Here is a 12115-nt window from a genome sequence, read left to right as displayed (position 1 = left end):
CGCGGCGGGGCGCGCGCGCGCCCCCGCGCGCGCGCGCGCCGGCCCCCGCCGCCGCGCGGGCGGGGGCCGCCCCCCGCCGCACGTTGTTGCCGGTAGGGGCGCCCGCCGGTGGCGGGGCCCCGCCCGCCTGCCGTCCGTGGGGACTCCCCCCAGCCCACGGGCGGCAGCAGGGCGGGCCGTCGGGCCCCGGCAGTGGGGTGCCGGCCCGGCGGTTCCGCCCCCTCCGACCCCCTCGGCCTCCCTCCGGTCCCCTCGGCCTTTCTCCGCTTTCGCCGGCCCGCTCCGCCCTCCGCCGGCTCCCGTGGTGCTCCTGGTCCCCCTGGGACGGGAGTGGCGGACCGTGCGGCCGGACGGTCCGCCGCCGACCGGCCCCCGCCTGCGGATTCCCGCGCCCGGCCGGGCCCCGCGCCGCCCCCGGACCGGGCGGTGGTCGGGAGCAGTCGGTGGGGCAGGGAAGAATGCCCTACGACGTACAGGGCGGCGGAAGGTGGCAGGTCCCGTGGAACCTCGGATCATCGGCAGCGGCACGGACGAGCACCTCGCGGACCCGTTCGGGAGCGCCGCGCTGCGCCGGCGGGTGCTGGACGCCTGGGCCGCCTCCCCGGCCCGGTTCCGGGAGGACGCCAACGCCGAGGAGGAGCTGGCGCTCGGCGGCTACCGCGACCGCCTGGTGGTCGAGTTGGCGCAGAACGCGGCCGACGCCGCGGTCCGGGCCGGGCGCGGCCCCGGGCGGCTGCGGCTGACCCTGGCCGACGGCGTGCTCGCCGCCGCCAACACCGGCGCCCCGCTGGACGCGGCGGCCGTCGAGTCGCTGTCCACCCTGCGCGCCTCCTCCAAGCGCGGCGAGGAGCCCGCCGTCGGCCGGTTCGGGGTCGGCTTCGCCGCCGTCCTCGCCGTCACCGACGAGCCCGCCGTGCTCGGTGCTGCCGGCGGGGTGCGCTGGTCGCTGGGCGAGGCCCGCTCGCTCGCCGAGGCGCAGCCCGCGCTGGCCGACGAACTGCGCCGCCGGGACGGCCACGTGCCGCTGCTGCGGCTGCCCTTCGCCGCCGAGGGCCCGGCCCCGGACGGCTACGACACCGTGGTGGTGCTGCCGCTGCGCGACGCCGCCGCCGAAGACCTGACCCGCCGTCTGCTGACCGCCGTCGACGACGCCCTGCTGCTCACCCTGCCCGGCCTGTCCGAGGTCGTGGTGGAGACCCCGGAGGGCACCCGCACGCTCACCCGCAGCGCCGCCGAGCCCCGCCCGGACGGCGTCACCGAGGTGACCGTCACCGACGACGGGGGCGGCCGGCTGCGGCGCACCCTCTGGCAGACCGCCGGCGCCACCGGCCGGCTGGCCGCCGAACTGCTCACCGACCGGCCCACCGAGGAGCGCGCCCGCCCGTACTGGACGGTGACCTGGGCCGTCCCGGTCGAGGAGGACGGCACTCCGCAGCGGCCCGCCATCGCGCCGGTGCTGCACGCGCCCACCCCCAGCGACGAGCCGATCGGCCTGCCCGCGCTGCTGATCGCCTCCTACCCGCTGGACTCCACCCGCCGGCACATCGCCCCCGGCGCGCTCACCGACTTCCTCACCGAGCGCGCCGCCGACAGCTACACCGACCTGCTGCGCGCCCGCGGCGCCGACCTCGGCTCGCTCGGCCTCGTCCCCGGGCCGCTCGGGCAGGGCGCGCTGGACAACGCGCTGCGCGCGGCGGTGCTCTCCCGGCTGCCCGGCACGCCGTTCCTGCCGCACCCCGGCGGCGTCGAGGAGGGCACGCCCGCGCTGCGGCCGCGCGACGCCACGCTGCTGGAGGGCGCGGACGGCTCGGTGGTGGAGGCGCTGGCGCCGATCTTCCCCGGCCTGCTGCCGGCCGGACTGGAGCGCCGCACCGAGCTGCGGGTGCTGAACGTGCGCCGGGTGCCGCTGGCCGACGTGGTCGACCAGCTCGGCGGGCTGGACCGCGACCCGGCCTGGTGGCGCAACCTGTACGCGGCGCTCGGCGCGGCCGACCCGGAGGCGCTCGGCGCGCTGCCCGTGCCGCTCGCCGACGGACGGACCGTCACCGGGCCCCGGCGGGTCCTGCTGCCCTCCGAGGACGCCGACTGGGCGGCCTTCCCCGGCTACCCCGAGTCGCTGGCCGGGGCACTCGCCGCGCTCGACCTGCGGCTGGCCCACCCCGAGGCCGCCCACCCGCTGCTGGCCAAGCTGGGCGCCGGCACCGCCACCCCGGCCGGGGTGCTGGACACCCCCGAGGTGCGGGCCGCCGTCGCCCGTTCCTACGAGCTGGCCGACGACGACCTGGACGCCGCGCTGGAGCTGGCCGACGCCGTCCTGGCCCTGGTGAAGGCCGCCGCCCCGGCCGTCGGCGAGCACCCCTGGCTGGCCCGGCTGGCGCTGCTGGACGACGAGGGCGAGCCCGCCCGGGCGGGCGAACTGGTGCTGCCCGACAGCCCGTTCGCCGCGCTCGCCCGCGAGGAGGACGCCGGCTGGGTGGACGACGAGCTGCTGGAGCGCTGGGGCCCCGAGGTGCTGGCCGCCGTCGGCGTGCTGGCCGACTTCGTGCTGGTGCGCGCCGAGGACGTGGTGCTCGACCCGGACGACCTGGAGCGGCTCGACCCGACCGCGCCCGCCGACCGGGCGGCCGGCGGGCACCCCACCGGGCTGCTGGACGAGGCCCCCGACGGGCTCGCCGAGTGGGCCGAGGACGCCCTGGAGGCGCTGAACGCCGACGAGGTGCTCGGGGTCCCGCCGGTGGCCGCCGAACTGCTGGCCGTGCGCGACCTCGACCTGGTGGACGACGACGCCTGGCCCGAGGCGCTCGCCGCGCTCGCCCGCCCGCCGTACCGGGAGGCCGTGGTCAACCCGGTGCGCACCCTGCTGCCCGACGGCAGCTACGCCGACCTCCCGCCGTACACCGCGTGGTGGCTGCGCGACCACCCGGTGCTGGGCGGCCGCGAGCCCGCCGGGCTGCGCGCCGCCGGGGCCGACCCGCTGCTGCGCGGCCTGTACGACGAGGCCCGCACCACCCTGGACGACCAGTTCCTGCACGCGCTCGGGGTGCGCACCACGCTGGCCGCGCTGCTCGCCGAGCCGCACGGCCCGGACGAGGCGCTGGACCGGCTCACCGACCCGGCCGCCGAGGTCGGCCACCGCCAACTGCACGGCATCCACAGCGCGTTGGCCCGGGTCGACCGGGACCGGATCGAACCGCTCGACGTGGTACGGGCGTTGCCGCCGCTGGACCCGGCCACCGGGCGCCGCCCGGACCACACGGTGGTGGTGGACGCCACCGAGGCGGTCGTCGCGGACGCCCCCGACCTGGTCCAACTCCTGCACCCGTACCCGCTGCTGCCGGTCGCCCCGGCGCTCGCCGCGGACCTCGCCGAGCGGCTGCACGTGTCGCTGGCCAGCGAGGTGGCCGGCGGGCGGGTGCTCTCCGAGGGCGTGCTGCACCGGGTCCCCGCCGTGGTGCGGGAGCTGCTGCCCGGCTGCCCGGTCGCCTACGAGGAGCACGAGGAGCTGCTGGTGGTCGGCCCGGACGGCGGCGAGGCCTCCGTCGACTGGCGCTGGGACCACGCGGCGGACGCCCCGGAGCCGCCGTACGACCCGGAGCTGGCCGAAGCCGGCGACGAGGACGACGAGTTCGAGGTCCCGCCGGTGCCCGGGCTGCTGCACGCCGCCACCCCGGAGGGCCTGGCGGCCGGGCTCGCCTGGTCGGTCGGCCAGTGGCACCGGCGCTTCGAGGTGCTGGCCGCGCTCAGCGAGCCGGACCGGGCGTACGAGCTGTCCGCGGCCCGGGACTTCGAGGGCTGAGTTCAGCGGTCGCGCGGCCTGAGCCGCAGGTAGACGGTGGTGGTGACGGTCAGCCAGACCGCGCCGAGCGTCACCACCGCCGCCGTCTTCACCGCGGGCGTCGGCCGGACCGTCAGGCCGACGCCCGCCATCGCCAGCGCCGCCAGCCCGGCGGCCAGCAGCCCGCCCAGGAAGGCGATGAACGCCTCCAGATCCCCGCCCCTGCGTGCCATCGGGCACCCCCTCTCGGGGAAATGCTAAGGGTGCCGACGGGGGCGGGGCGGGCCGGTCACTCCATGCCGCGGCGCTTCATCCAGGCCCAGGCGCACTCCAGGACGATGCCGCAGACCACCGCGATGGCCACGCCCGTCCACGGGTCGCGCTGCCCGACCAGGGAGAGCTCGAAGAAGTTCGACAGGAACGGCACCAGCAGCACCAGCGCGAAGGCGAGGCCCATGGTGCCGATCAGCAGCAGGCGCCACCAGTTGTACGGGCGGGCGACGATGGCGAGCACCCAGATGGCGATCAGGAAGAGCGTCAGGGTGGCCACGCTGGTGTCGGCCCTGAGGTCGGTGGCGTGGTCGGAGCGGGCCAGCGCGTAGGCGACGAAGGTGCCGGTGCCGGCGATCGCGCCGCCCGGGATCGCCAGCCGCAGCACCCGCTTCACGAAGCCGGTGCGGGCCCGCTCGTTGTTGGGGGCGAGGGCGAGGAAGAAGGCCGGCACGCCGATGGTGAGGGTGGACAGCACGGTGGAGTGCCGGGGCAGGAACGGGTACGGCGAGTGGGTGAAGATCACCAGCAGCGCCAGCAGCACCGAGTAGACCGTCTTCACCAGGAACAGGCCCGCGACCCGCTCGATGTTGCCGATCACCCGGCGGCCCTCGGCGACCACCGAGGGCAGGGTCGCGAAGGAGTCGTTCAGCAGCACGATCTGGGCGACCGCCTTGGTGGCGTCCGAGCCGGTGCCCATCGCCACGCCGATGTCGGCGTCCTTGAGCGCCAGCACGTCGTTGACGCCGTCGCCGGTCATCGCCACGGTGTGGCCGCGGGACTGCAGCGCCCCGACCAGCTCGCGCTTCTGCTGCGGGGTGACCCGGCCGAAGACGCTGGTCCGGTCGGCGGTCTCGGCGAGCTGCTCCGGGTCCTTCGGCAGGGTGCGGGCGTCCACCGGGCGGTCCGCGCCGGGCAGCCCGAGGTGGCCGGCCACCGCGCCGACCGAGACCGCCGCGTCGCCGGAGATCACCTTGGCCCGGACGTTCTGGCCCTCGAAGTAGCGCAGGGTCTCGGCGGCGTCCGCGCGCAGCCGCTGCTGGAGCACCACCAGGGCCAGCGGGGTGAGCCCGGCGGCCGGGTCGGGGGAGTCCAGCGGGACGGGCGTGCGGCCCAGCAGCAGCACCCGCAGGCCCTTGGCGCCCAGCTCGTCCACCTCGGCGAGCGCCGGGTGCCCGGCGGGCAGCAGCACGTCCGGGGCGCCGAGCAGCCAGCTGGCCTCGCCGCCCTGGGGCTCCAGCAGCTGCACGCCGCTCCACTTGCGGGCCGAGGAGAAGGGCATCGCCTCGATCACCCGCCAGCCGTGGCCGCCCGGGCCGGCGCCGTCGCCGCGCCCGTACGCGTCGATCACGGCCTGCATGGACGGGTTGGGGCGCGCGTCGGCCCCGGCCATCACGGCGAGCGCGTGCTGGACGGTGTCCCGCTCGGGCGGGGCGGAGCCGCCGTCGGCGATCAGCCGCAGGTCGACGACGTCCATGCCGCCCTCGGTGAGGGTGCCGGTCTTGTCCAGGCAGACGGTGTCCACCCGGGCCAGGCCCTCGATCGCCGGGAGCTCCTGGACCAGGCACTGCTGGCGGCCCAGCCGGATCACGCCGATCGCGAAGGCCACCGAGGTCAGCAGCACCAGGCCCTCGGGGACCATCGGCACGATGCCCGCCACCATCCGGCGCACCGCCTCGCGCCAGTCGCGGCCCTCCACGGCCAGCTGGCTGATGATCAGACCGATCGCGGTGGGGATCAGCAGGTAGGTGATGAACCGCAGGATGCTGTTGATGCCGCTGCGCAGCTCCGACTTCACCAGGGTGAACTTGCTGGCCTCCTCGGCCAGCTGGGCCGCGTAGGCCTCCCGGCCGACCCTGGTGGCGGTGAACGCGCCCGCGCCGGCCACCACGAAGCTGCCGGACATCACCTGGTCGCCGGGCTGCTTGAGGACGGGGTCGGGCTCGCCGGTGAGCAGCGACTCGTCGATCTCCAGGCCGTCCGCCTCGGTCACCTCGCCGTCGACGATCACCTTGTCGCCGATGCCGAGCAGCACGGTGTCGTCCAGGACGATCCCGGAGACGGTGATCTGCTGGACGGCGCCGTCCCGGCGGACCTGCGGTCTGGCCTCGCCGATCAGGGCCAGGCTGTCCAGGGTCTTCTTGGCGCGCAGCTCCTGGAAGATGCCGATCGCCGTGTTGGCGACGATGACCAGCCCGAACAGGCCGTCCTGGATCGGTCCGACGACCAGGATGATCCCGAACATGATGCCGATGATGGCGTTGAAGCGGGTGAAGACGTTGGCCCGGACGATCTCCTCGGTCGACCGGCTGGACCGTACCGGGACGTCGTTGACCTGCCCTTTCGCCACCCGTTCGGCCACCTCGGCGGCCGTCAGGCCGCCGCGCCGGCCGGGCAGCAGCCCGAGCGGGTGCGCTCCGTCGGGATGGTCTCCGCCGGTCGGCTGCTGCTCTTCCGCGGGCTGGGCAGGCTGCGTCATGGCACCGACTCTACGGGCGCCTTATGTCCGGTGCGTGCTACTAAAGGACTATTCAGTCCGACTGGGTGGCAGGGCCGGTGCCGTCCCCGGTGCTGCCACCGGCGCCGCCGTCCGCCTGCGGTGCGGCGGCCTCGGCGGCGCGGCTGCGGGCGATCGCGTCCCGGCGGGCGCGGCAGTACCAGAGGCCGATCAGGCCGAGCAGGCCGCCGGAGAGGCAGATCCACGGCCAGGTGCCGTGGCCGTGGTCGGAGAGGGTGCCCTGGAAGGGGAGCAGGGCGACGAAGGCGACGAACCACAGCACCGTGCCCGCGCCGACGATGGCGACGTCATTGGCCTCCAGCGGAGGGGGCGAGGGGTGCAGCGGCGTCTTGGGCATGGGGCCTAGCGTACGGTGCGCGGGGGCTCCCGGGGCGGTGGGGGCTCCGAGGGGTGCGGCGGGGCGCCAGGTCGGCCAGGGGCGGGCTCTACGCGCGAAGATAGCGCGTGTGCGACCGGGAAACCATACTTGAGGGTCCACGCCCGGCCGCCGTCGCCACGGGCGTTCCCCCCCTCCTCAGCTCCCCCACAGAGGACGCACGCATGCCTGTGGTCCAGCCGACCACCGAGTCGCCCGAACCCGCGGAACCCGCGCCCCCCACCAGCGCCCTGGACCGCTACTTCAAGATCAGCGAGCGCGGCTCCAGCCTGCCGCGCGAGATCCGCGGCGGTGTCGCCACCTTCTTCACCATGGCGTACATCCTGGTGCTGAACCCGATCATCCTGGCCAGCGCCACGGACATGACCGGGGCCCACCTGGACAGCGCCCAGCTGGTCACCGCCACCGCCCTCACCGCGGGTCTCACCACCCTGCTGATGGGCGTGATCGGCAACGTGCCGATCGGCCTGGCCGCCGGACTCGGCGTCAACACCATCGTGGCGCTCCAGCTCGCGCCCAGGATGACCTGGCCGGACGCCATGGGCATGGTGGTGCTGGCCGGCTTCGCGATCATGCTGCTGGTCGCCACCGGCCTGCGCGAGCGGGTCATGAACGCCGTGCCGCTCGGCCTGCGCAAGGCCATCGCGATCGGCATCGGCCTGTTCATCAGCCTGGTCGGCCTGGTCGACTCCGGCTTCGTCAGCCGCATCCCGGACGCCGCCCACACCACCGTCCCGCTGCAGCTCGGCGGCAACGGCCACCTGCTCGGCTTCCCCGTGCTGGTCTTCGTCTTCGGCCTGCTGCTGACCCTGGTCCTGGTCATCCGCAAGGTGCCCGGCGCCATCCTGATCAGCATCGCGGCCTCCACCGTGCTCGCCCTGGTGCTCGACAAGGTCGCCGACGTGCCGGCGCTCAAGTGGGGCCTCACCGTCCCCACCTGGCCCGGCAACCCGGTGGCCGCCCCCGACTTCGGGCTGGTGGGCAAGGTCAGCCTGTTCGGCGGGTTCGAGAAGGTCGGCGTGCTCACCGGCGTGCTGTTCGTCTTCACCGTGCTGATGTCCTGCTTCTTCGACGCGATGGGCACCATCCTCGGCGTCGCCGACGAGGCCCACCTGCTGGACGAGAAGGGCGACCTGCCGGGCATCAACAAGATCCTGATGGTCGACGGCATCGCCACCGCGGCCGGCGGCGCCACCTCCGCCTCCGCCAACACCTGCTTCGTCGAGTCCACGGCCGGCGTCGGCGAGGGCGCCCGCACCGGCTTCGCCTCGATCGTCACCGGCCTGCTCTTCGTGGTGGCGCTGTTCCTCACCCCGCTCGCCACCATGGTCCCCGCCCAGGCCGCCACCCCGGCCCTGGTCACGGTCGGCTTCCTGATCCTGGCCAACTCGATCAAGGAGATCGACTGGGCGGACTACACCATCGCGATCCCGGCCTTCCTGACCATCGTGATGATGCCGTTCACCTACTCCATCACCAACGGCATCGGCTTCGGCTTCATCGCCTTCTGCGTGCTGCGCCTGGCCGCCGGCCGCGGCCGCAGCGTCCCGGTGCCGCTCTACGCGGTGGCGGCGGTCTTCGCCTTCTACTACCTGATGCCGGCCTTCGGCCTGCTCTGACGGCCGCCCGGCCCGTAGGGCCCTCCCCGCCACGTGCGGGGAGGGCCCTACGGCTTTCTCAGTGCACGCAGAACTCGTTGCCCTCCGGATCGTGCATGACCGTCCAGGCGCCGCCGGGCTCGGCGACCTCGTGCAGGACGGCGGCGCCGAGGGCTTCGAGGCGGGTGACGGTGGCCGCGCGTTCGCCCGGGCCGGGGTGGACGTCGAGGTGGAGGCGGTTCTTGCCCTCCTTGGGCTCCGGGACGGCCTGGAACAGGATCCGGCGGCCGAGGCCGGTGTCCGAGGCGGGGTCGTACGGGTCGTCCGGGTGGCGGACGGCGGCGAGGGTGCGCCAGGCGGGGCGGCCGTCGGCCTCGGTGAGGGCGTCCGGGGTGATCGCGCCGGCCTCCAGCAGGCGGGCGATCAGGGCGGTGTGGTCCTCGACGGTGTAGTCGAGGGCGGCGCCCCAGAAGGCGGCCTGGCGGTGCGGGTCGGTGCAGTCGATGACGAGCTTCCAGTGCAGCGGCATGTAACCGGTTCTACCGGTTACCGGCCGGGGGTGGCAATCACCGGCGGTCGGAAGGTGTCAAAAAGGCGACCGTGTAGGGCAGTTGGCGGCGGGAATACTGGCTGGACGGAGACGGGGAGGGGACTCGACCGATGGTGCAACAGGATCCGCCCGGGGGCGTCGAGGCGCGACTGCTGCCGGAACTGTTCTGGCGGGCGGACAAGGCCTCGCTGGACGGACAGCGCGAGACGCTCCGCTGGCACCGTGGACTGATCGCCATGCTGGTGGTCGCCGCGCTGATCGGCTCGCTCCCGGGCCCGGACCACAAGGGCGACGGCGATATCAAGCCACTGTTCTCGGTGGCCGCCTTCCTGATCGCCGGCTACTTCTGGTCCCGGCTGCGCCGCGGCAACCCGCAGGGCCGGTGGTACGAGGCGCGGGCGGCGGCCGAGTCGGTCAAGACGCTCGCCTGGAAGTACAGCGTGCGGGCCCGGCCGTTCGGCGGCGAGGCCGACTCGCCGGACGCCGACCGCGGCTACCTGCTCCAGGTCGAGGACGTGCTGCGGGCCTTCGAGGACCCGGAGATCGTGCCGCCCGGCAGCGTCCCGGAGATCACCGAGGAGATGCGCCGCTCCCGGGCCGGCAGCCTCACCGCCCGGCGCACCCTCTACCTGCGCACCCGGGTCGAGAGCCAGCGGACCTGGTACCGCTCCCGGGCCGAGTCCTGCGAGTCCCAGGCGGTCTCCTGGGGGCTCGGCATCGCGACGCTGATCATCATCGGTGCCGCCGCGGCGATCGCCCAGGCCACCGGCGCCCTGGAGGTGCACATCTTCGGGGCCAGCTCGGCCGCGGCCGCCGCGATCATCGCCTGGACCCAGCTCAAGCAGCTGCGCCCGCTGGCCGCCGCCTACCAACTGGCCGCGCGCGAGCTGGAGAACGTCGGCAACCAGCTCTCCGACCTCGACCTCAAGACGCCGGACGCCGAGGAGCGCTGGGCCCGGCTGGCCGCCGAGGCCGAGGACGCCGTCTCCCGCGAGCACACCACCTGGCGGGCCCGCCGGGCCTTCCCCCGGTAGCTCCGGCCGGACGGCGCGCCAGTCCAACTCCGGGGAGGGGCTGGGGAGATCCGGCGAAGCGGGGCCACGCCGGGGGCACAGGTGTGCGGGGAGGGTGAGAGTGGGGCGCCGAGGCACGGAACGTGACCATTACGTGTCCATGCCGTGGTTTCATCGCCTCCGCGCGACCCGCAGTCCCTGCCCGGAGGCCCCCTGTGCGCATTCTCCTGATCGCCACCGCGTTCAACAGCCTGACCCAGCGCGTCCACACCGAGCTGCGCGAGCGCGGCCACCAGGTCGCCGTCCAACTCGCCCTCGGCGACGAGCAGATGCGAGAGGCGGTGGCCCGGGTCGACCCGGAGCTGATCGTCTGCCCGATGCTCACCAAGGCCGTCCCGGCGGACATCTGGTCCACCCGGACGGTCCTGATCGTGCACCCGGGCCCGAAGGGCGACCGCGGCCCCTCCTCGCTCGACTGGGCGATCACCGAGTCCGCCCGGCACTGGGGCGTCACCGTGCTGCAGGCCGTCGAGGAGATGGACGCCGGCGACATCTGGGCCTGCGTCGAGTTCCCCGTCCCCGACCGCGGCAAGAGCGAGCTGTACCGGGGCGAGGTCGCGGACGCCGCCGTCGAGGCCGTCCTGCTGGCCGTCCAGCGGTACGAGGGCGGGCTGTTCACCCCCGAACCGCTCGACTACGCCCGCCCCGACGTACGCGGCGAACTGCGGCCCCTGCTGCGCCAGGAGGCGCGCCGGATCGACTGGCAGCAGGACGACACCGCCACCGTGCTGCGCAAGCTGCGCGCCGCCGACTCCCAGCCCGGCGTGCTGGACGAGCTGTACGGGCGGGAGTTCTTCCTGCACGGCGGCCACCCCGAGGACGAACTGCGCGGCCCCGAGCCCGGCGCCGTGCTCGCCACCCGGGATGGCGCGATCTGCCGGGCCACCGTGGACGGCGCGGTCTGGATCCCCCAACTGCGCCCGCGCCGCACCCCGGGCGGGCCGGTCACCTTCAAGCTGCCCGCCGCCACGGTGCTCGCCGACGAGCTGCACCGGGTCCGCGAGGTGCCGGTGACCCCGGAGCAGGCCGCCCGCCGGGACACCTGGTCGGAGCTGCGCTACCACGAGGACGGCGAGGTCGGCTTCCTCGAATTCGCCTACGCCGGCGGGGCGATGGGCACCGAGCAGTGCCGCCGGCTGCTGGCCGCCTACCGCGCGGCCGCCGACCGGCCCACCTCGGTGCTGGTGCTGGGCGCGCCCCGGGACTTCTACTCCAACGGGATCCACCTCAACGTCATCGAGGGCTCGGCCTTCCCGGCGCTGGAGTCCTGGGAGAACATCAACGCGATGGACGACCTGGTCGAGGCGGTCCTGACCACCGACGACAAGCTGACCGTCGCCGCGCTGGCCGGCAACGCGGCGGCCGGCGGACTGATGCTGGCCCTGGCCGCCGACGAGGTGTGGTGCCGGGAGTCGGCGGTGCTCAACCCGCACTACCGGCTGATGGGCCTGTACGGCTCCGAGTACTGGACGTACACCCTGCCCGCCCGGGTCGGCGCCGAGCAGGCCGAGCGGCTCACCACCGAGGCGCTGCCGGTCGGGGCCGCGCACGCCCGCCGGATCGGCCTGGTGGACCGCACGGCCGGCGGGGACGCGGCGGAGTTCCGCCGCTGGACGGCCCGGGAGGCCGCCCGGCTGGCCGGCTCGCCGGAGCTCACCGGGCGGCTGGTGGACAAGAAGCGCCGCCGCGCCGAGGACGAGGAGGCGAAGCCGCTGGCCGCGTACCGGGCGGAGGAACTGCGCCGGATGCACGGCAACTTCTACCGGGCGGGCGAGCCGTACCACGCGCTGCGGCGGGACTTCGTGCGCAAGGCCTGCCCGGCGGCCACGCCGGAGCACCTGACGGGGCTGCTCGGTCGGCCCTGAACCCCGGTGCGGCGGTGGGGCGGTGGCCGCCGGCGCGGCGGTGAGGCGGTGACGCCCGGCCGGGGTGGGGGACCCGGCCGGCCGTCCGGC

8 protein-coding genes are annotated in these 12115 nt (G+C 75.2%); 4 read left to right on the top strand and 4 right to left on the bottom strand.

Annotated features, from left to right (window positions below; genetic code table 11):
• The first annotated feature begins 499 nt into the window (after window positions 1-499).
• On the top strand, window positions 500-3796 hold the full coding sequence (locus tag ACFWXO_RS25650; RefSeq protein ID WP_380526272.1) for a sacsin N-terminal ATP-binding-like domain-containing protein: 3297 nt from the start codon (window positions 500-502) through the stop codon (window positions 3794-3796).
• A gap of 2 nt (window positions 3797-3798) precedes the next feature.
• Here ACFWXO_RS25650 and ACFWXO_RS25645 read toward each other — a convergent pair whose 3' ends face one another.
• From ACFWXO_RS25645 to ACFWXO_RS25635, 3 genes are read right to left on the bottom strand one after another with little or no spacing between them, the layout of a single operon-like run.
• Window positions 3799-4008, bottom strand: a complete 210-nt coding sequence (locus tag ACFWXO_RS25645) for a hypothetical protein (RefSeq protein WP_380526270.1) — start codon at window positions 4006-4008, stop codon at window positions 3799-3801.
• Between the two features lie 56 nt (window positions 4009-4064).
• Window positions 4065-6524, bottom strand: coding sequence for an HAD-IC family P-type ATPase (locus ACFWXO_RS25640; protein ID WP_380526268.1), 2460 nt, complete (start codon window positions 6522-6524; stop codon window positions 4065-4067).
• Between the two features lie 52 nt (window positions 6525-6576).
• A complete protein-coding gene (locus tag ACFWXO_RS25635; protein WP_375888574.1) occupies window positions 6577-6900 on the bottom strand; it encodes a DUF2530 domain-containing protein in 324 nt (107 codons plus the stop codon).
• Between the two features lie 203 nt (window positions 6901-7103).
• Here ACFWXO_RS25635 and ACFWXO_RS25630 point away from each other — a divergent pair, with 203 nt between their 5' ends.
• Complete coding sequence (locus ACFWXO_RS25630) at window positions 7104-8558, top strand: NCS2 family permease (protein WP_380526266.1); 1455 nt, start codon at window positions 7104-7106, stop codon at window positions 8556-8558.
• A 58-nt stretch (window positions 8559-8616) separates the two neighbouring features.
• Here ACFWXO_RS25630 and ACFWXO_RS25625 read toward each other — a convergent pair whose 3' ends face one another.
• Window positions 8617-9066, bottom strand: coding sequence for a VOC family protein (locus ACFWXO_RS25625; RefSeq protein WP_380526264.1), 450 nt, complete (start codon window positions 9064-9066; stop codon window positions 8617-8619).
• A gap of 131 nt (window positions 9067-9197) precedes the next feature.
• On the opposite strand from ACFWXO_RS25625, the gene ACFWXO_RS25620 reads away from it, so the two are divergent.
• Window positions 9198-10121 carry a DUF4231 domain-containing protein gene (locus ACFWXO_RS25620; protein ID WP_375888566.1) on the top strand — a complete coding sequence of 308 codons (924 nt, stop codon included), beginning with the start codon at window positions 9198-9200 and terminating at the stop codon, window positions 10119-10121.
• A 194-nt stretch (window positions 10122-10315) separates the two neighbouring features.
• Complete coding sequence (locus tag ACFWXO_RS25615) at window positions 10316-12025, top strand: hydrogenase maturation protein (RefSeq protein ID WP_380526262.1); 1710 nt, start codon at window positions 10316-10318, stop codon at window positions 12023-12025.
• Window positions 12026-12115: the final 90 nt, after the last annotated feature.

The sequence above is a fragment of the Kitasatospora sp. NPDC059088 genome (assembly GCF_042738155.1).
Lineage (GTDB): Bacteria > Actinomycetota > Actinomycetes > Streptomycetales > Streptomycetaceae > Kitasatospora.
The sequence above is the reverse complement of the archived record's forward strand: the minus strand, read 5'-3'. Positions and strand labels throughout refer to the sequence as shown.